Source organism: Pseudomonas putida (assembly GCF_005080685.1).
Taxonomy (GTDB): domain Bacteria; phylum Pseudomonadota; class Gammaproteobacteria; order Pseudomonadales; family Pseudomonadaceae; genus Aquipseudomonas; species Aquipseudomonas putida_V.
The window spans coordinates 5,103,902-5,122,524 of sequence record NZ_CP039371.1; the positions used below are offsets into that span (position 1 = coordinate 5,103,902).

Annotated in this window: 19 protein-coding genes and 1 pseudogene; 18 read left to right on the forward strand and 2 right to left on the reverse strand. The window is 57.1% G+C overall.

Translation table 11 applies throughout. The annotated features are described in order from the left end of the window. Positions 1–8 precede the first annotated feature (8 nt). Genes E6B08_RS23740 through E6B08_RS23775 form a run of 8 tightly spaced genes read left to right on the forward strand, consistent with a single transcriptional unit; the run spans position 9 to position 7,714 of the window. Positions 9–659 (forward strand): PFL_4703 family integrating conjugative element protein, encoded by a 651-nt coding sequence (locus tag E6B08_RS23740; protein ID WP_136916196.1) that lies wholly within the window; start codon positions 9–11, stop codon positions 657–659. Then, positions 656–1,546 (forward strand): TIGR03749 family integrating conjugative element protein, encoded by an 891-nt coding sequence (locus E6B08_RS23745; protein ID WP_136916197.1) that lies wholly within the window; start codon positions 656–658, stop codon positions 1,544–1,546. Before E6B08_RS23740 ends, E6B08_RS23745 begins: the two co-directional genes overlap by 4 nt. Then, positions 1,527–3,026, forward strand: a complete 1,500-nt coding sequence (locus tag E6B08_RS23750; protein WP_136916198.1) for a TIGR03752 family integrating conjugative element protein — start codon at positions 1,527–1,529, stop codon at positions 3,024–3,026. The genes E6B08_RS23745 and E6B08_RS23750 overlap by 20 nt, the downstream gene beginning before the upstream one ends. Next, the gene (locus E6B08_RS23755) at positions 3,004–3,453 is read left to right on the forward strand and encodes a TIGR03751 family conjugal transfer lipoprotein (protein ID WP_136916199.1); all 450 of its coding nucleotides are present in this window, start codon (positions 3,004–3,006) and stop codon (positions 3,451–3,453) included. The genes E6B08_RS23750 and E6B08_RS23755 overlap by 23 nt, the downstream gene beginning before the upstream one ends. Continuing rightward, complete coding sequence (locus tag E6B08_RS23760; RefSeq protein WP_192938587.1) at positions 3,453–6,446, forward strand: conjugative transfer ATPase; 2,994 nt, start codon at positions 3,453–3,455, stop codon at positions 6,444–6,446. Before E6B08_RS23755 ends, E6B08_RS23760 begins: the two co-directional genes overlap by 1 nt. Continuing rightward, positions 6,443–6,748, forward strand: coding sequence for a hypothetical protein (locus E6B08_RS23765; RefSeq protein WP_136916200.1), 306 nt, complete (start codon positions 6,443–6,445; stop codon positions 6,746–6,748). Before E6B08_RS23760 ends, E6B08_RS23765 begins: the two co-directional genes overlap by 4 nt. Beyond that, positions 6,723–7,373, forward strand: coding sequence for a DsbA family protein (locus E6B08_RS23770; protein ID WP_238349259.1), 651 nt, complete (start codon positions 6,723–6,725; stop codon positions 7,371–7,373). Before E6B08_RS23765 ends, E6B08_RS23770 begins: the two co-directional genes overlap by 26 nt. A gap of 20 nt (positions 7,374–7,393) precedes the next feature. Then, entirely contained in the window at positions 7,394–7,714 is a 321-nt protein-coding gene (locus E6B08_RS23775; protein ID WP_136916201.1) for a hypothetical protein, read from the forward strand. Between the two features lie 327 nt (positions 7,715–8,041). Here the strand turns inward: E6B08_RS23775 and E6B08_RS23780 are convergent, their stop codons facing one another. Together E6B08_RS23780 and E6B08_RS23785 are read right to left on the reverse strand one after the other, a co-directional pair. After that, complete coding sequence (locus E6B08_RS23780) at positions 8,042–8,263, reverse strand: hypothetical protein (protein ID WP_136916202.1); 222 nt, start codon at positions 8,261–8,263, stop codon at positions 8,042–8,044. A gap of 72 nt (positions 8,264–8,335) precedes the next feature. Beyond that, positions 8,336–8,614: a hypothetical protein gene (locus tag E6B08_RS23785; RefSeq protein WP_136916203.1), complete on the reverse strand. Its 279-nt coding sequence runs from the start codon at positions 8,612–8,614 to the stop codon at positions 8,336–8,338. A gap of 192 nt (positions 8,615–8,806) precedes the next feature. Between E6B08_RS23785 and E6B08_RS23790 the strand changes: the two genes are divergently transcribed. The 10 genes and pseudogenes from E6B08_RS23790 (at position 8,807) to E6B08_RS23835 (ending at position 18,594) form a co-directional block, all read left to right on the forward strand. Beyond that, positions 8,807–9,226: a TIGR03757 family integrating conjugative element protein gene (locus tag E6B08_RS23790; RefSeq protein ID WP_136916204.1), complete on the forward strand. Its 420-nt coding sequence runs from the start codon at positions 8,807–8,809 to the stop codon at positions 9,224–9,226. After that, positions 9,226–10,161: a TIGR03756 family integrating conjugative element protein gene (locus E6B08_RS23795; protein ID WP_136916205.1), complete on the forward strand. Its 936-nt coding sequence runs from the start codon at positions 9,226–9,228 to the stop codon at positions 10,159–10,161. Before E6B08_RS23790 ends, E6B08_RS23795 begins: the two co-directional genes overlap by 1 nt. A gap of 20 nt (positions 10,162–10,181) precedes the next feature. Continuing rightward, positions 10,182–11,543: an integrating conjugative element protein gene (locus E6B08_RS23800; RefSeq protein ID WP_136916206.1), complete on the forward strand. Its 1,362-nt coding sequence runs from the start codon at positions 10,182–10,184 to the stop codon at positions 11,541–11,543. A gap of 2 nt (positions 11,544–11,545) precedes the next feature. Next, complete coding sequence (locus E6B08_RS23805; RefSeq protein WP_136916207.1) at positions 11,546–11,902, forward strand: hypothetical protein; 357 nt, start codon at positions 11,546–11,548, stop codon at positions 11,900–11,902. Next, entirely contained in the window at positions 11,899–13,440 is a 1,542-nt protein-coding gene (locus E6B08_RS23810; protein WP_136916208.1) for a conjugal transfer protein TraG N-terminal domain-containing protein, read from the forward strand. The genes E6B08_RS23805 and E6B08_RS23810 overlap by 4 nt, the downstream gene beginning before the upstream one ends. 533 nt (positions 13,441–13,973) lie before the next feature. Further along, the gene (locus tag E6B08_RS23815; RefSeq protein ID WP_136916209.1) at positions 13,974–14,252 is read left to right on the forward strand and encodes a type II toxin-antitoxin system ParD family antitoxin; all 279 of its coding nucleotides are present in this window, start codon (positions 13,974–13,976) and stop codon (positions 14,250–14,252) included. A gap of 8 nt (positions 14,253–14,260) precedes the next feature. Continuing rightward, positions 14,261–14,611 carry a type II toxin-antitoxin system RelE/ParE family toxin gene (locus E6B08_RS23820; RefSeq protein WP_136916210.1) on the forward strand — a complete coding sequence of 117 codons (351 nt, stop codon included), beginning with the start codon at positions 14,261–14,263 and terminating at the stop codon, positions 14,609–14,611. A 109-nt stretch (positions 14,612–14,720) separates the two neighbouring features. Beyond that, a complete protein-coding gene (locus E6B08_RS23825; RefSeq protein WP_136916211.1) occupies positions 14,721–15,338 on the forward strand; it encodes a hypothetical protein in 618 nt (205 codons plus the stop codon). Between the two features lie 114 nt (positions 15,339–15,452). Then, positions 15,453–17,347: pseudogene (mobH, locus tag E6B08_RS23830) on the forward strand (MobH family relaxase). Then, positions 17,344–18,594 (forward strand): site-specific integrase, encoded by a 1,251-nt coding sequence (locus E6B08_RS23835; protein ID WP_136916212.1) that lies wholly within the window; start codon positions 17,344–17,346, stop codon positions 18,592–18,594. The pseudogene mobH and the gene E6B08_RS23835 overlap by 4 nt, the downstream one beginning before the upstream one ends. Positions 18,595–18,623: the final 29 nt, after the last annotated feature.

The window sequence follows — 18,623 nt, forward strand, 5'->3', positions numbered from 1 at the left end:
GGATCTTCATGAGTTTTCGAAAACGAGTGGATGCTCAGCAAGCACACATCCTCAGCTTGCGAATCGCGGTCATTGTGCTCGGCGCAGTCAGTCTATTTGCGTTCTACGGCTGGCACAAAGCCCCCGAAGACCTGACCGTGCATGTGCCGCCGGACCTCCGCTCCGGCAGTACACGCAAATGGTGGGAGGTGCCACCAGAGAACGTGTATGCCTTCGGGTTCTATATCTTCCAGCAGATGCAGCGCTGGGAGAAGAACGGGGACGACGACTACCAGGACAACATCGAGCGTCTGGCCTCCTACGTGACCCCAAGCTGCAAGGAGTACCTGCAGAAAGACTACGAGATGCGCCGTAACGCCGGTGAGCTGCGCCGCCGTGAACGGAATGTCTCAGAAATCCCTGGCCACGGGTTGACCGACCCTGGCGTGCTGCGCGTGAAAGAAATCGGAATCAACGATTGGACAGTCAACCTGGACCTGCTCGCTGACGAGTCGGTGAACGGGGAGCGGGTTAAGCGTGCAATGACCCGTTATCCACTGTCCATCGTCCGGGCTGACGTCAACCCGGAGAAAAATCCGTTTGGGTTGATGTGGAACTGCTATGCGTCCAACCCGCAACGCATCGAGGTCGATCTGCAAGCCGTTGGAGTGAAGCCATGAATGTCCGCATCTGGCTCCTTGCTCTTGGCCTCTTCACGGTCGCCGATGTGAAAGCGGTCGAGCTGATGCAGTGGGACCGCATTCCAATGGCGATCCCATTGATTGTCGGGCAAGAGCGCATTGTGTTCGTCGACCAAAACGTACGCGTAGGCATGCCCCCGCAGCTTGTGGGCCAGCTGCGGGTCCAGAGCACCGGCGGCGCCGTCTATTTGCTGGCCAACCAGGAAATTCCACCGACCAGGCTGCAACTGCAGAACGTGGCCACTGGCGAGATCATGTTGGTGGACATTGCCGCGACACCAGCGACAGAGGGCCAAGCTAAGCTCGAGCCCGCGAAGATCGTTGCCGGTGCGGCCCCTTCCACCTTCTACGGCGATACCACCTCAGCGCAAGCTCCGACCAAGCGATCTGCGACGTCGGAGGAAGAGGATGTTCCGCCGGCGCCCCGACATGAGACTCCTGCGCCGGTGGCCCTGACCCGCTACGCGGCGCAAATGCTGTACGCCCCACTCCGGACCGTTGAGCCTGTCGCCGGCATTAGCCAGGTGCGTGTTGATCGCGCTTTGGACCTCAGCACCTTGTTGCCAGTGTTGCCGGTGGAGGCATCGGTACTGGGGGCTTGGCGCCTCGACAACAGCTATGTCACAGCGGTCAAACTCAGAAACCTGAGTACCCAGCAGTTGACGATGAATGCAACAGAGCTGATGGGCAACTTCACCACTGCGACATTCCAGCACCCATACCTCGGGGCTCGTGGAAATGCCAGCGATACCACCACGCTTTACTTGGTCACCCAAGGAAAGGGGCTGAAAGACGCCCTGCTGCCGTCGTCGGTCAGCCAAATTGATCCGAAAGCAGGAGGGCGCCGTGGGCAGTCTGAAAAGTAATCCACTCCTCAAGTACCTGCTCATCCCCGTGCTGATCGGCGCGCTCATCATCGCGTTCAAGGGGGGGAGTAAAAAGGCAGAGGTAAAGGCTCCTGAAGAAGAAACGATCACGATCGGAGGAGACACCGCACGCAAGCTTGGGGTGGACGGTGACACCCCCGCCGACACCCTCCGCACCGTGGTCGCTGAAAGCCGGGAGGTGAAAGACCAGATCGCGAAGGTGCTGACCGACAACAAAGAAATCAAGGACCAGAACGCAGAGCTCCAGCTCCGGCTTTCGCGCATAGACCAGAATGTCGACAGCAAGCTGAATACCGCGAAAGGCGAGCTACAGGAGCAAGTTAAGAATCAGAGCATGGGCCTGCTGGACCAGTTCCAGCGTCAGTTGGATAACCTGTCACAGAACCCCAATGCCGCTGGACAAGATCTCCCCATCGGGCTAGGCGTGCAACCCGGTGACGGCGCGGGTTTCGATAAAGGTACAAAGTCCAATGGTCTCGTGTGGGTTGAGCCCACCGATGCCACTGCCGTAGACGCTAACGGTAAGCCACTTCAACCCGGCTCCGCCCAGGCGGCCAGCGGCTTCAATTTTCCTACCAGCTTTGGCAGCACCCTGGATAAAGGCCAGACCGTTCTTAGCGCGACGGCGCAGAACGTTGGAGCTGAGATGTCTACTCAGGATGCCCGCAAACAAGTGCGCAAAGTCTACACCCTCCCCCAGAACTCGACATTGATGGGGTCGGTAGCCATGTCGGCGCTCATTGGCCGGGTCCCGATCGATGGAACAGTCAATGACCCCTTCCCTTTCAAGGTCCTGATCGGTCCGGATAACCTGACCGCAAACGGCATCGAGCTCCCAGATGTCGTTGGTGCCGTCGCCAGCGGTACCGCCTCGGGCGACTGGACGTTGTCCTGCGTGCGTGGGCAAGTGCGGAGTCTGACCTTCGTATTCGCCGACGGCACGGTCCGGTCGTTCCCTGCGCCGGCAGAAGAGGCCAACGGCAGCCAAAACAACAACCAGGCCAGTAGCAACGGGAGCGGGCAACCTGCGATCCAGGGCGGACTCGGCTGGATCAGCGACTCCTATGGTATCCCTTGCATATCCGGTGAACGCCGCTCCAACGCCAAGGAATACCTGACCAACCAATCCCTGGTGACAGCCGCAGGAGCCGGCATCGCCAAGCTGCTGAAAACCGATGAGCAGAACAACTCGACGACTTTCAGCAGCGGGGGTACGTCATTCGGTACCACGGGCTCCTCGGGGAACTCCGCCATGGGCTCCATCCTCACCGGCGGGGTGAGCGATATCCGCTCATGGATGAACAAACTCTACGGCGAAGCATTCGCCGCCATATACGTCCAGCCTGGGGCGAAAGTCGCCGTCCATTTGGACCAGCAGCTCGCCATCGACTACGAGATCAAAGGCCGCAAGGTCGATTACAACGCCGGAGCCACACATGTATCCGCATACCTGGACTAAGCCCCGCCTGCAGGCCGGGGCCTGGCTCGTGCTCGCCCTCATTCTAGGCGGATGCACGACTGACAAAGACGAGCTGCTCCCCCACGGGGAAGCCAACATGATGGACGTGTGGCAACACGGCACGTCTGGCGGGAGCTCTGGCAGCTCCAACAGCAGAATGCTGCTGGATGCGCGCCAAGAGCTTCGCCGACCGCTCGATGAGGCTCAGGTGGCTCGCTTACAGGCAAGCGCTGACGCCTTCAACCGTACGCCCCAAAACGAAATTTATAGCCAGTTCAAGCGCCTGCCGAACCCTGACCTGGTCATGTACGTGTTCCCGCACCTGGCTGGTACAGATCCGGTTCCAGTCCCCGGCTACACGACGGTGTTTCCGATGTATCAACGCGTGCAGTACGCCATGCCAGGCGAGCGGACGGAGGAGTACTGATGGAGTTCCTCAGCAAATTGCTGGGCAAAGGCCCTGCAACGCATATCGAGCCCGTGCTCAGCCAGACAACAACCGATTCCGACCTAGTCGACGACTATTCCGCAACGGGCAGTACGGCGCTCAACGAGGAAAAGCGCCAGGCTGCGAATGACCGGTACATTGCTCGCCTGGAGTCCATGGGCATCCCTTCACCTATCGACTGGCAAAACCCTAAACGTCGGCCGGCGACGAAAGCTGACGTGTCGAGGATGTACGAGGTCAACCCCTCGTTCGTGGACATGCTGCCATGGGCAGAATACCTCCCTAACGAAGAGGCCATGCTCCTCGAGGATGGCATTTCCAGGGCGGCTTTCTTCGAGTTGGTCCCGATCGGCACAGAGGGGCGCTCCGACGACTGGCTTCAACAAGCTCGCGATGCGTTGCAAGGCGTCCTTCAGGACAGTTTCGATGAGCTGGAGAGTTCTCACTGGGTGGTCCAGCTCTATGCCCAAGACGAAACGGACTGGAGTGACTACCTACAGAAACTCCAGGCCTACGTTCAGCCTCGAGCTGACAACACGGATTTCACCAAGTTGTATCTTGCGCTATTCCGCCACCACCTCGAATCCATCTCGAAGCCGGGCGGGCTGTTTGTCGACACAGCAGTCAGCAACCTCCCGTGGCGTGGGCAGACCCGGAAAGTCCGCCTGGTGGTGTACCGCCGGGTGAGAAAACAGGACCTCGTGGTTCGGGGACAGGAGCCTGCCGCCTACCTCAAGGCAATCTGTGATCGTCTCAAAGGCTCCCTGGCCAACGCCGGCGTTTCAACCAAACGCATGGATGGCCATGCAATCAAGCGCTGGCTCGTTGGCTGGTTCAACCCATACCCTGATCATCTGGGCTCCACCGATCGGGATATCCGTCGATTCTACGACACAGTTTGTCAACCAACCTGCGAGCTCGATGAGGGTGAGCTGCCGGTGGCCAGCGGTACCGACTTTTCCGAGAACCTGTTCTTCCGAGAACCTCGGTCGGATGTCGACAGCGGCCTTTGGTCGTTCGACGGCATGCCACACCGAGTTGTGATACTTGATCGCCTGAAAAATGCCCCCCTTACCGGGCACCTCACCGGTGAGACCAAACAGGCAGACTCATTGAACTCGCTGTTCGACCGCCTACCTGAAGATACCGCGCTGTGCATCACCATGGTGCCGACCCCGCAGGATCTGCTGGAAGGGCATCTTGAACAACTCTCCAGGAAGGCCATCGGCGACACCCAGGCATCCAGCCACACGCGGGATGACGTACAAACGGCACGGTCCATCCTCGGGCGCAAGCACAAGCTCTACAGGGGCAGTGTTGCTTTTTTCCTCCGTGGGCAGAATAAAGCCGTGCTCGAGGAGCGCACGACCAGCTTGTGCAACGTTCTCCTCGGCGCCGGCATGCAGCCAGTCCAGCCTCAGGACGAGGTAGCTCCCCTGAACAGCTACCTGCGGTGGTTACCCTGCAACTTCGATCCGAATGAAAACCGCGCCCTGGATTGGTACACCCAGCTGATGTTCACCCAGCACATCGCGAACCTGGCCCCCGTATGGGGGCGCTCCACTGGGACAGGTAATCCAGGCTTCACGCTGTCTAACAGGGGAGGTGCAACGCTGACCTTCGACCCGTTGAACAAGCTCGACCGTCAGATGAACGCCCACCTGTTCTTGTTCGGCCCTACCGGCGCGGGTAAGTCGGCCACAGCCAACTACCTGATCATGCAAGCCATCGCGCTATACCGTCCAAGGTTCTTCATCATAGAGGCCGGCAACAGCTTCGGTCTGCTGGGCGATTTCGCCAAGCGGCTCGGCCTGACCGTCAACCGGGTACGGCTCGCCCCAGGCAGCGGTGTGAGCCTCGCCCCGTTTGTAGACGCGGTGCAACTCGTCAAAAACAAGGACCAGGTCAAGGTCCTGAATGCCTCGGACGTGGATGCCTCGGACCAACACCTGGCCGACGCCCTGGCGGGGATGGAAGACGAGCAGAGGGATATCTTGGGCGAGCTTGAGATCACTGCCCGATTGATGATCACAGGCGGCGAGTCCAAGGAAGATGCTCGACTCACTCGGGCTGACCGCAGTGCCATCCGCCAGTGCATCCTCAACGCCGCCGAGCTGTGTGTCAGCGAGAACCGTCCAGTGCTCACTGAAGATATCAGCGCAGCGCTGCAGGCGATGGCCAGCGACGACAAGCTCCCTGAAATCCGGCGCAACAGATTCATGGAGATGTCCGAGGCCATGGGGATGTTCACCATGGGTACCGAGGCTGAAATGTTCAATCGTCCTGGTACCGCCTGGCCGGAAGCGGACATCACGATCGTCGACTTGGCCACCTACGCGCGTGAGGGCTATCAGGCCCAGATGGCTATCGCCTACATCTCACTACTGAACACCATCAACAACATCGCGGAGCGGGACCAGTTCAAAGGTCGGCCACTGATTGCCTTCACCGACGAAGGCCACATCCCCTTGAAGGTGCCACTGCTTTCCCCTTATTCGGTGAAGATCACCAAAATGTGGCGAAAACTGGGGGCCTGGTACTGGATGGCAACCCAGAACGTCGACGACATCCCCCCAGAAGCATCCGCACTGCTCAACATGATTGAGTGGTGGATCTGTTTGAACATGCCGCCCGACGAGGTGGAGAAAATCGCGCGTTTTCGTGAGCTCACGCCCGCGCAGAAGACGATGATGCTCTCGGCACGGAAGGAGAACGGCAAGTTCACTGAGGGCATCGTCCTGGCCAAGCGGATCGAGATGCTGTTCCGGGTGGTGCCACCCAGCTTGTGCCTTGCCCTGGCCATGACAGAGCCGGAAGAAAAACGACAACGTTACGAAATCATGCAGGCGCTCGGATGCGATGAATTACACGCCGCGCTGCAGGTGGCTGCAGATCTGGACCGCAAACGCGGTATTACCCCCTTCCCCATTTCCTTTCCCGAACCTAAGAAGGCCGTGGAGCGCGTGGCATGAGAGTCATGAATACTCTGACCCAGAACATCATTGATAGCCTGACCCAGCTGCTCAAAGAGCCCGGGCACGACACACTCCAGTCACTGTCGGTTTGCGCACCAGTGCTCATTGACGAGCTGCAACAGATCAAAAATAACGCCCTCGATCGTCGTGACATCATTCCTCTGGTTCAGTCCGTGTTGAATGAGTGGCTGAAGCAGCATCCCCAACCTGATGGGGCCATTCAGGATCTCCAAGTCGCCTTGCAGAAACTCGGCCAGCCTGGAGCCCATCCTGATGAGTTTGGGGGAGAGCATGCCTAAGCGTAGGCTTAACCTCACCTTGTTCGTCTTCATGGTGATCGCAGGATTAGGCGCCTGGTGGCAGCTCGCAACCAATTCGAATGCCAGAAGCCCAGATCAGACCTGGTATTTCGGGCAATCGGATGCCAGATGGGTAATCACTGAGTACGCCGACCTCGAATGCCCTTATTGCAGGGCATACACCCCTCAACTGAAGCGGTGGGTGAGCGATCAAGAGAATGTAAAGCTTGCCTGGCATCACTTCCCTCTCGAGACCCACGGAGCTGCAGCACTATCGGAAGCCCGGGTAGTTCAATGTGCGGGATCGATAGGGGGAGCTTCGGCATTCTGGCAAGCGATCGACCAGGTCTTCCTTCGCACACGAAGTAATGGACAGGGGCTCACAGATCAACTGGAGCTACCCGACATTTCGGCCGAGGATCTTTCCCACTGCGCTAAAACGAACCCTGATGTGCATGCAGCGGTTGATCGGCAGCTGGCACTGGCAAGGAGCCGCGGCATAGCCGCAACTCCCACGATCGAGGTCGCGGACAGTCTGACTGGCCTGAGCATTCGGCTGGAAGGTCCGGTGGAAGGCGACACGCTGCTGTCAGTCATTGATGCCCTCGCCGCCCAGGCCATTTAGCGCAAGGAGTAGTCAGAGTAATGATCAAACTCACAGTTTCGCGCACCGACAACAATGACGACGAGAGCAACCTGCCAAGCAGGTTCTTTCCCAGCGCAGGCTTGGGTCACGGATGGTTTCAGCTTGATCCGGCCGGAGAAGAACTACCCACGCATGATGAGTTAGGCTGGGCTCTGCAGAAATGGGATGACGACTGTCTACTCAAGGAGTACGACTCTGCCACAGGTAAAGGACAATTTGTGATCGTCGACTGGTACGCTCCCGCCCCTGGGTCCGTGATCGAGCTGCGGCTGGAACGCGACATGAATCTAGTCGAACTGCCTGCCGATGACGGGGAATGATTGCACTAGTTGAGACCTATGGGGTTGAAAACAGTACGAAGAGGAACGAATTTGCCCCTATCTTTGTCACAGTCAATGCGTTCTTAGAGGTAAATGAGATGATGGATCTACAGGGATTCGCCAGCAGACATAGCTGCTTGAGCGTCCGACTTGAAAAGCTCTATCAGCAGCTTTCCGACCAACATGACGCTACCGGTTTTTCGGCAGCTGTGATGCACCTCAACGATGACATTTGCGAACTGCAGCGGGATGTCCTGGAGGCAGTAATACGCCGAACAAGATCACCCGGTGCTAGGACTTGTCCATCAGAAACCGAGTGACCGCAAGTCACTGACGCTCTCGACGATCAAGAGGATCTTGAGGAAGTGTGATAGTCAGCGTGAAACTACCTGTGAGGCCTTGGCGCAGCTCCTTGGGCATCCAATAAGCAAATTGGATTAACCACGCGCCGTCCTGCAAGCGATGGGTTTCCTGCCGAAACTCCTTAACCGATGACTCATCAATTTCGAGAATGGCTGCCACTTCTTGGTTGGTGGGTATGGCGTCCATAGCTAAGCCACTCCGTTCGTTTAGCCAGGGTAGAAAATACCTCAGTGCCACTCAAATGCCATCAACCGTTCATCAGTCGGAGGACTTATGATTCTCCATCCAAGAGTAAGCGCGCTGAAGGGCCCAGGTCATCGCAGCCGTCATCGTCTGTCCTTTGCAGTCCATATGGCCCTCTTCGAGTAGAAGCGTTCCATCCAGGGCATAGATACCGAGAAATAGCTGAGTAAGGTGCTCGCGAGAGACCCGCACCTGAATGTTAATGAGGGAGCCGTCGCCCATCCGCTCATCGAAGTTCCTGAAGTGCAGATCGGGATCGGCCCACTCCCAGAATACTTGTCCTCTGTTGCGCATGTCCGTTCCAGTGTAAGTGCCAATCCGGGCAGTATGGAGCCACATAAAGGAACCTGCCAGACCGAAAACGCTTTGCTTACGCCCGTGTGACGATTCACCAAGAAATCCAAGTGCCGTCAAATATCTATTTACTACTGCGCCTGGCGGGCCGTTCCGTTTTCCTGTACCCGTCCCCACTTCAGGTGCAGCCTCATGTTCAATATCCCCCCGCCTTCATCGCAAGTGATCCCGTTATTCGTCGCCGCGCTGGCCACCGGTACCGCGCATGCAGAGACCTGGGCCATCACTGACGCGGCGCACCCACTCACCTCGGTACCGGCAGATGTGCGTGTCATCAAGCTCGATGATCAACAGCGCATCGAGGAGCAGTTGTCCAGGAAGTTACCACCCAACCCGCACCAAGCCGCGCTCGCCGCTAGGCAACTAATGGGCACGCCTGCCGGAGCTGCCCTTATGCAGCAGCTGGTTGCCGCTCAGCAGGGCAATGCCGATGCCTGGAGTGTCGGGGTCTCAAAGGTGCCGGCAATCGTTGTCGATCGCCGGTATGTGGTGTACGGCCAACCCGACGTGGTTGCAGCCGTTCAAGCAATCAACCAGGCAAGGGGACGGTAATGAAGCGAATCTCGCGACTCACATTAGCTGGACTTCTAACCTCGGCGCTACCTTTCTCAGCCTCCGCAGCCATCAGCTCGGCGGCGATTCTCGCCTCCACCACCTCGCCTACCTGTCTGGAATACAAAGTGGTTGGCATCTGCTACTGGCTCTTCTGTACGCCGTACGGATGCACGGTGAAGACCTCGACCAAAGTCAGGCACTACGTCCCGGACGCAGTGGTATCGGCTTATGCCAACACCGGAGAGAACCCATGGGCTGAGGTGAGCTCGATGGGGGCACCAAACGCCACAGCGCAGGCCGGCAACGATGGCACCACCAACCACATCGCCGAAAACAACATCACGAAGTTCAAGGAGGCTGATGTCATAGGCCATCCCGGAGCTGCAGTATTCAGCAGGTTCGTCAGCTCGATGGGCTACTCCTGCCATGGTGCAACGACTCCTTTGGTCCCCTACATGCTCAGCACCTTGGACACTCTCGCATGGCGCTACGGTGTCCCCGAATCTGTCTATCCAGAGGCGTTGGTACCGGGCAAGCGCGAAGTCGGAGGAACGCTTTCTGGCGACCTGTGGGGAAGCGTCTACCCACGCAGCGGCTTCATTCATCAAACGGACGATTTCAAAGCAGCAGCAGTGATCGCGCAGCGCGCGGGAGACATCACTACTCGCAACGGCCAACCCCATGTCTACCAGCCGATGCTTGGGATGATGGAGCCAGGCTACTGGCCCGCTGGCGAGCTGATTGAAGGGGACGCCAGCACCGGCAAATGGCAACAACTCACTCCAACCATGAGCCCAAGCTGTGCTGTGTTCCCCTCCCCTGGCCCTGATGCCGAAGCCATCGACGAGGCCTATGCCTGGGCCCTGTGGAGGCCCTATTCATGCTGCCAGCGCAAGGGCCAGACCTTCCTGGGCAGCACTGACTTCCAATGAGATATGACCTGGAGAGCTATATGAACAAAATAACCATCGCCATCATGCTCGCAGCTGGCATGAGCAGCACCTGGTGCATGGCCGAGGCCGCTGACCCAATCAAGGTAGAATCCCAGGGCAGCGTGATCGGGGACGACGTGCTCTACAGTATCGGCGGTGGCAGCGCTGTTCAGATGGGCAGTGCTGGCCAGATGGAAAGCATCACCGTCGGCGCCGGCTGGCAGAACAACCTGGTCTGCGGAAACATGGACCTCAGCAACACTTTGCAAAACCAGCTGAACGGCGCAACCCAGGGCTTCCAGCAGATTATGAGCAGCGTCATTCAGAACGCGACCGGCGCTGTAACATCACTGCCGGCACTGATTCTGCAACGAGCCAATCCCGCCCTCTATAACCTGCTGACTAACGGGATCCTGCAAGCTCGCCTCGACTACGACCGTTCGAAGGGAACCTGTCGGGCGATGGCCGAACGGATGGCCGACATTGCAGGCGGCCAGATGGGGTGGGGCAAGGTTGCCGAGGGTCAGAAGATGGGGGAAGCCCTGGCAACCAGCAACGATGCCGTGGCAGTCGTCGACCAGGTCGAAGAAGCACCAGGATCGAATGGCGTGACGTGGGTCGGCGGAAAACAGGCCGGTGGGAATGGGCAGCAGCCCATCAAGGTGGTTGGAGACGTCGCCAAAGCGGGATACAACCTCCTCAACAATCGCGCAGCTCAGGACACCTCGAGCATCCCGCAGTCCAGCTGCTCTAATGGACTGGTCTGCGGCAGTTGGGAATCTCCGACCGAAGCCGCTCAATTCGCAAACCGAGTCCTGGGTGAGCAGCAGCTGCAGACCTGTGAAGGCTGCACCACCACCTCGACTCCGGGTGTGGGCTTAACGCCGCTGATCCAGGAAACATACGACAAGAAGCTTGCTGCCCTGCAGGAGCTCTTGAAGCCCGGGACACAGATCACCTCCGAGAAGCTACGTGAGGCAAGCAGCGACTCCCTCCCCATTACCCGCGGCGTAGTTACAGCTCTTCGTGACGAGCGAGATCAGGCGGTGTTGGCCTCCCGCCTGGCATCCGAGGTTGCCCTAGCGGATGTCCTTGAGAAGGGTCTGCTGCTGCAGCGCATGCTGATTACAGGCAGCAAGGAACCCAACGTGAATGCGAACAAGCTGGCCGTTGAGGCCACACTCGGCCAGGTCGACACGCTCCAGCAACTCATCACCAACCTCAAGACCGAGCTCGACATGCGACAGCAGCTCGCCAACAACTCCCCGATGAAGATCATCGAGCGCAGCAGGTCACGCGCCGAAAACTCCCGATCGATCTACGAAGCGGCGCCTGAACAGGATCGCCTGCTTCAACTGCAGAAGCCTGCCGGCGAGGAGTGATCATGTCCGAAGATGCCGAGAAAAAAATCCACCCTCTCAAACTCCTCCTGAAAGGCGTGTTATTGAGTGTGGTGATGCTGTTGCTCTGCGTGTTGCTCGGCATCATCGCGGTCAATCATCTGGGCGTGTTCGACACCTGGTTGAAGTGGCGCGAGGGGAACTACTTGCCACTGCTGCTATGGCGACTTGCTCTCTACGGCAGCATCGTCTTCGCCTGGGTGAAGCTCAAAGCGCGCCTGCCTGAGACCGAGGTAGAGCAGGCATCGAAGGGGGTTCAGCGGATTGAGACTCTGGTACTCCTGTTGTTCGTGATCCTTGAGATCTCGAAAGCGCCAATCACCTGGTCGGAGGTCCTATGACGCTCTACACGAATGACTACCTCGAGTATTACCTCACCCTGGTAGGGTGGATCATTAACAACGGGATCTGGGACATGATTTCGGACACGGGCCTGTTCGCCTTGCCCTTTATCATCGTCGTGGCCCGTGAATGGATCAAGGTACGAGGAGAAGGTGCTGACGAGGGCAACAAGGGGGTGCTCTCCCTGGCGCGCATCGAAACCCAGTTGTACGTCGGGTATGTGGTCGTTTCACTCTGTGCTGTGCCAGCCATCTCGGTGGGGTTTGACACTCTGCAGTTCGACCAGTCGCGAGGGACGCAGTGCCAGGTGCTGACGCCGGCACCCTCGGAGACCGGCTGGAACACGACATTCAGTTCGCTGGCCGGCAAGAGCGCCAAGGTGCCGGTGTGGTGGGCCCTCGTACACGCGCTGTCCAAGGGATTGAATAGCGGTGCTGTTGCAGCAATCCCATGCGGTACAGATCTCAGGCAGATGCGTATGGAAGTCGACGCGATGAGAATCGACAATCCCCTGCTCGCACAGGAGGTGGCAGACTTCACCCACGATTGTTTCGGTCCTTCCCGCGCGCGCTTGTTTATGCGTCAGCCCGACATTGCATCGATCGCCAAGGACCAGAAGGCCCTTCAGGATCTGAACTGGATCGGTTCCCACTACCTGCTGAACACGGCTGGTTACTACGACACGGATTACTCCAGAACACCCCGTACATCCTGGCCGTATGACACGAAACGAGATGACGGCATGCCCCAGGTTACCGGTGGTGGGGGATACCCCACTTGCAAACAGTGGTGGTCAGACGGGACCATCGGCCTGCGGGACCGACTGAAAGCCCAAGTCGATCCTAGTCTGCTGAACCAGTTCCTCGGGTGGGCAAAGTGGCTGTCCCAAGAGGAAGTGACCGACTCTATGATTCGGCAGATCGTGTCGCCATCCAGCCAGGTCAGCGGCAATGTCTACACCGACTATGGCGGCCAGATTGATGGCACGATCTGGAACGGTATGGCGCGCGGCGCAGGCACGCTCGGTGTTGCATTAGGCTCCCTCGCCTACTTCCCCGGTATGGACGTTGTGCGACAAGCCCTACCGATGGTCATGGCTTTCTTGAAAATGGCGCTGGTGATCTGTATTCCAATTGTGCTGATCATAGGCGCTTATCGACTTGAAGTAGCGATGACAATGTCTGTCACCATGTTTGCGCTGATCTTCGTAGACTTCTGGTTCCAACTCGCCCGATGGGTCGATAGTACTGTCATCGACGCTCTGTATGGTTCCGGATCTCCTCACATGTCATTTGACCCGGTGATGGGGCTAAATACTACAACTCAAGATGCGATACTAAATTTTGTCATGGGGGCAATGTTCATAGTCCTTCCTGCGTTTTGGATGACTGCTATAGGATGGGCAGGAGTTAAGGCCGGAAGTGTGCTGAGCGGATTAGCTGAAGGCACCAAGGGGGTACAGGGTGCTGGAGAGAGGGGCGGAAAGTTTATGGAGTCCGCAGTAAAACGAGGAGGTGACTCAATTATAAAATCCTAAACCACACCGCCAACTTGAGTTGGCGGCTTAACTCCAGCATTAAGCTGAATGACCATGAAAGCAAAGAGCATTAATCTTCAGGCGATTGGCCATAAGCATCCAAAGGCCGCCCCCAAATATCTACCGGGGTACCACAGATGTCCCGACCATAAGGAGCTTCAAACCTCTCCCACTCATCATCAGTCCAAGCCTTCCCAGGACTTCTGTACCCGTATACTGCCAATGCAATGATACCGATCCAGATGGCAACTGAAGCCAGCCAATTAAGGGAGTTAAGAAAGACGAACAGGGATATAGCTGCAAGCACAGCCCTTTTGACCCAACGCACCTTTGTGTTCCGATCATGCACGCAAAAGCGCGCCACGCCTCCCAGAGCCCGCCCCAAGCGGAAGGATATCGAGTTCTTTGTGACTGCGCCCATGATCCATCTCCTTGCTCTGTGAGAGCATCTTGCCATCAGATATACGACACCTTTGGCATTTTCGCAAGAGGTATGGCATAAAACGCCATCAGCACTCATCAGGTTCGCATCCATGACCACACACAATGTCGTCGTTCCCAAGCCGATGGAGCAGTCCATTGAGGATCTAGTCAACACTGGCCGGTACCAGAACTTCAGCGAGGTCGTTCGTGCTGGTATCCGGATGCTGCTTGAGCGTGAAGCAGCTGAGGCAGCCAGGCTAGAAGCGCTGCGGAACGCAACATCAGTGGGCATCATGCAGGTCGAAGCAGGCCAGTACGATGAAATCGATCCGGCCAATCTGGCAGCCTACTTGTACAATCTTGGAAGAATAGCGGGCGATAAAGAATGAGCAGGGCCATGGTTCGCATGTCATCCCAGGCACGCATCGACATCGCCGATACGCTTCGCTTCACTGAGGTAAGACACGGTCTGTCCATCAGGAATCGGTATCAAGACCTGCTACAGGAAACGCTCCTCGCCCTAGCTGAGCAGCCGACGCCGGTAGTCAGCAAGATGCGTGATGAGCTTTCCCATGGCCTTCGCAGCCTTCACCTGTCATTCAACGTGCTGCAGATGACTGACGGCCGCAGGATAATACCTCGACATATCGTGTTCTACCGCACTGAGACAGACCAGGTCGTTGAAATCCTACGGGTTCTCTACGACGCGATGGAGATTACTCAGCATTTGAACCATCTGCATCAGTAGTAAAAGGGAAATGGTTCAGAAACAAATGGGTTTGAATGGGTAATGGAATGGATCACAAGGGTAAAAGCCCTACCCGAAAGGGCTGTTTAGCTAAAGGACACGGATAAAGATGCGAAACACGCCAGTATGGTTTGAGAAAACTGTTGAATATGCTTATGTGGCCAAACTCGTACTCAATGGACAAATGGGATTTGCGGCCCCATTGGCTGGCGTACATGAGAGCTGGGCGGGCGATACAGTTTTTGGCAATGCGGATAAATTCGTACTCGTCGAATTCAAAAGAACTTGCGATCAATTACCCACCGAGAAATCTTTATTTTTGGATTACAACAAAGCCAAAGAGGAACTTGGAGAGTATAGGCACCACTACTTCATCTATGGGGCCATCAAAGATAGCAAGTTTGACTTGAGAGCAGAGCTCTACTTTGACACCAACGAAGAAAAATACTACTACGACGCCACAAACATATTAGAACAAGGTGTCACCAAGGAAGAATTTTATATGTATCTTGAGCTACTAGCCGCACATAAAAAATCAGACGGTCGCGTCGGGAGCGGCGACGGGATGAACCTAGAAACATTCTCAACAGTTCTTGGAGTAAGCCAGGCAGGAATCGTGGTCGAGACTCAAGCTCTGCATGAATATGCGCCGAACCTGTTTCCTGCTCCTTCCAGACCAGACCACACACCCAGCACATCACAGTCACCAACCTTAAAGATGAGGTAGGTTTTTAGTGATGGATGATGGCCATCTGACTCAAAATGATACGCCCACCTGGAAATAATTTAAGGTAGATAGCAAGAGGCCATTTCAACGAAAAGCCCGCTCCATGCACACCCCATGGAGCAATCTATGCAACTCCTCTCCTGGTTGAGCCGCAAACCGGCTAAACCAACATCAGAAGCCTCACCACAGGGCTTCCATCTGCCGGCGAAGGCTACTGCTCTCCTGCAGAGCCCACTCCGTCAGCAGCTCCTGGAGAACATCTGGCGCCGGGCTTCGCTCTCGCGAGCTCAGTTCAACACCCTCTACCTCAAGCCGCTCGAGCGCTACGCTGAGCTGGTGCAGCTGCTCCCTGCATCTGAGAATCACCACCACGCGCATCTTGGGGGCTGCTGGACCATGGCCTTGAGATCATGGCCTACGCCCTGAAGATCCGGCAGACGCACCTGCTGCCAATAGGCGCTCCACCCGAGTCCCAATCTGCTCAAGCAGAAGCCTGGACTGCAGCGGCTGCCTACGGCGCGTTGCTACACGACTTGGGGAAGATCGCTGTTGACCTCCGCGTGGAGCTCGAGGATGGCCGAGCGTGGCACCCGTGGCACGGACCGATGAGCCGCCCCTACCGGTTCAAGTACGTCAAAGGTAGGGAGTACCAGCTACACGGTGCTGCTTCAGCCCTTGTGTATATGCAGGTCCTGGACAACGGAATCCTGGACTGGCTCAGTGGCTTCCCTGAACTGTGGAAGCAGCTGATCTACCTCCTCGCAGGTCAATACGAGCACGCCGGTATCCTCGGCGAAATTGTGGTCCAGGCAGACAAAGCTTCCGTTGCCCAGCAACTGGGAGGAAATCCGGAGCGCGCGCTTACAGCCCCCAAACAATCACTGCAGCGGCAACTCGCCGACGGCCTGCGATTCCTGGTGCGGGAGAAACTCAAGCTCAATCACCCGGACGGACCTGCAGATGGCTGGCTGACTCAGGATGCGCTTTGGCTGGTGAGTAAACCAGCAGCAGACCAGCTCCGGGCGTACATGCTGACCCAAGGTATTGAGGGAGTGCCTAGCTCCAATGCCCCGTTCTTCAACATGCTGCAGGACCAGGCAATCATCCAGACCAATGCCCAGGATAAGGCAATCTGGAAAGCCACCATCGACAACGGCCGCGGTTGGAAGAACAGCTTCACCTTCTTAAAAGTCTCGCCGGCACTCGTTTGGCCGAATCCTGACGATCGCCCCCCTCAATATGCGGGCACCCTTACCCTGGAGCAGGAACCGGAGACAGTAACGCAGGTGGGCAGCAGTGCGGAAACCGTCTGTGCGGTACCGGATGAGCCAGTCGGCTCCATGGGTGACGCAGCTCAACCCCCAGCACGGCCTCGAGCCTTGGTCCAGCCAACACCAAGCGAAGGAATCCAATCGTCTGAGCGCGAAGAACTTCTGTCACTGTATAGTAATATCACTGCGCCATCAGAAAAGCTAAGTGCTAGCCCAGGCTCAGCAGCCGCCTCCCCTCCCCATCAAGGACACGATGAGGTAGGGCCGGCTGACGATTCTCTAGCATCCATAGCAAGGAATGCTGCACAAAAAGATGTAACCACAATGCCTACGAGTAGTTCGCTGGGAGGGGCTTTCATCGCTTGGCTACAAGCAGGCGTCGCCTCCCACAAATTGATCATCAACGACACCAAGGCCCTGATCCACACCGTCGACGACACAGCAATGCTTGTTACCCCTGGGATCTTCAAGCGATATGTGCTGGAGCACCCGGAGCTTGAGAAGACCGTCGGTAAACCAGGGACAGCGGCCTGGCAGCATGTACAACGCGCATTTGAGAAAGAGAAGAGCCACCAGAAAACCACCAAGCAGTTGAACATCTGGACCTACGATGTAATAGGTCCAAGGAAGACCACCCAGTTGAGGGGGTATCTGCTTCTCGATCCGAAGCTGTTATTCCCAGAGCAGCCCTTGAATAACCCCAGCTTGCGCAGGGTAGTGGAAGGGGCTGACAGATGACGCCTCAAGAGTTGCTGCAGGAGTACCTGATCGACCATGACCTAAGGCAGGCCAGCGCCAAGATTTACGGCGCGGCCATGAAGTCCTTTGAAAAACACTTCGGCACAGCTGTCGACATCGAGACCATCGATCGCCGAGACATCCTCTCCTGGCGAAACAGGGTCATCGAGGGAGGTCTGTCAAAGCGCAGCTGGAACACATACTCGAACCACCTGCGCACGATTTGGGGCTACGGCATTGAGTACGGAATCCTCACGAACGCTGGGGCTAACCCGTTCAAGAAAACCACTGTCATAGCACCGAAACGACCGAGCAAGATCATTGCCGGCGAGGCTATACACCAGGCCCGACGCTGGCTGAAAAGCCTCGCAGATCAGGAGACCGCAACCGGCGAGCGCGCCAAAATCACACCAGCATGGTTCTGGCTGGCCACTTTCGAGATGTTCTATTACACCGGAATTCGGCTGAATGCGCTGCTGTGCATCCGGCTCCAGGATGTGGACTGGGATCGGCAACTAGTCTTAGTCCGCGGCGAAACTGAGAAAACACACCGCGAGTTCCGCATTCCCATCATGGACGGGTTAGCACCGCATATTCGGCGCCTCGTAGATGAAGCAGCCCGAGCTGGTTTCGCCGCCGAAGATCAATTGTTCAACGTCAATCGGTTCTCTCGATTTTACAAACGGCAGGAGATGAACTCCGATCAGGTCGAAGCGATGTACAAGAAGCTGATCGACAGGCTTGGGGTTCGCATGACCCCGCATCGTTTCCGGCACACGCTGGCGACCGACCTGATGAAGCAGCCAGAAAGGAACATCCACCTCACCAAAAATTTGCTGAATCATTCGAACATCGCTACGACGATGAGCTACATCGAAGCCGACTACGATCACATGCGGGACGTTCTGCATGAGCGCAGCCTGCAGCAAGGTGCATTGCACCTGATCCGTCGCGCAGATGAAAGCGCCGCGCCCGGTTCACGAACAGGTCAAACCCAGGCTCGTATCGAATCCGGTCGGCGAAGGACTGTTGAGCAGAGTCATCATGGCGGGGGCGGTCCTGAACCAGGACATCAATACCCCCTCGAACAGATCTGTTCCAGCTCTCAGATTCCGCTCCCCCCCGAGGAACTCTTTTGTCCCACCCTACTGTTCAGCCTGATGACCTCGAGCATGCGTGCTAAACCATTCGAGCGCTCTTCATCAACTGGAGCAGCACGTGCGTTTAGCGCGAGGGCATCCCCATAGAGTAAGACAAATCGACGAATGGCAATCAG

Bases quoted from the DNA above. Each gene is read 5' to 3' on its own strand.
- E6B08_RS23740 (WP_136916196.1), top strand. From the start codon at position 9: ATGAGTTTTCGAAAACGAGTGGATGCTCAGCAAGCACACATCCTCAGC.
- E6B08_RS23745 (WP_136916197.1), top strand. From the start codon at position 656: ATGAATGTCCGCATCTGGCTCCTTGCTCTTGGCCTCTTCACGGTCGCC.
- E6B08_RS23755 (WP_136916199.1), top strand. From the start codon at position 3,004: ATGTATCCGCATACCTGGACTAAGCCCCGCCTGCAGGCCGGGGCCTGG.
- E6B08_RS23760 (WP_192938587.1), top strand. From the start codon at position 3,453: ATGGAGTTCCTCAGCAAATTGCTGGGCAAAGGCCCTGCAACGCATATC.
- E6B08_RS23765 (WP_136916200.1), top strand. From the start codon at position 6,443: ATGAGAGTCATGAATACTCTGACCCAGAACATCATTGATAGCCTGACC.
- E6B08_RS23770 (WP_238349259.1), top strand. From the start codon at position 6,723: ATGAGTTTGGGGGAGAGCATGCCTAAGCGTAGGCTTAACCTCACCTTG.
- E6B08_RS23775 (WP_136916201.1), top strand. From the start codon at position 7,394: ATGATCAAACTCACAGTTTCGCGCACCGACAACAATGACGACGAGAGC.
- E6B08_RS23780 (WP_136916202.1), bottom strand. From the start codon at position 8,263: ATGGACGCCATACCCACCAACCAAGAAGTGGCAGCCATTCTCGAAATT.
- E6B08_RS23785 (WP_136916203.1), bottom strand. From the start codon at position 8,614: ATGCGCAACAGAGGACAAGTATTCTGGGAGTGGGCCGATCCCGATCTG.
- E6B08_RS23790 (WP_136916204.1), top strand. From the start codon at position 8,807: ATGTTCAATATCCCCCCGCCTTCATCGCAAGTGATCCCGTTATTCGTC.
- E6B08_RS23795 (WP_136916205.1), top strand. From the start codon at position 9,226: ATGAAGCGAATCTCGCGACTCACATTAGCTGGACTTCTAACCTCGGCG.
- E6B08_RS23800 (WP_136916206.1), top strand. From the start codon at position 10,182: ATGAACAAAATAACCATCGCCATCATGCTCGCAGCTGGCATGAGCAGC.
- E6B08_RS23805 (WP_136916207.1), top strand. From the start codon at position 11,546: ATGTCCGAAGATGCCGAGAAAAAAATCCACCCTCTCAAACTCCTCCTG.
- E6B08_RS23810 (WP_136916208.1), top strand. From the start codon at position 11,899: ATGACGCTCTACACGAATGACTACCTCGAGTATTACCTCACCCTGGTA.
- E6B08_RS23815 (WP_136916209.1), top strand. From the start codon at position 13,974: ATGACCACACACAATGTCGTCGTTCCCAAGCCGATGGAGCAGTCCATT.
- E6B08_RS23820 (WP_136916210.1), top strand. From the start codon at position 14,261: ATGGTTCGCATGTCATCCCAGGCACGCATCGACATCGCCGATACGCTT.
- E6B08_RS23825 (WP_136916211.1), top strand. From the start codon at position 14,721: ATGCGAAACACGCCAGTATGGTTTGAGAAAACTGTTGAATATGCTTAT.
- E6B08_RS23835 (WP_136916212.1), top strand. From the start codon at position 17,344: ATGACGCCTCAAGAGTTGCTGCAGGAGTACCTGATCGACCATGACCTA.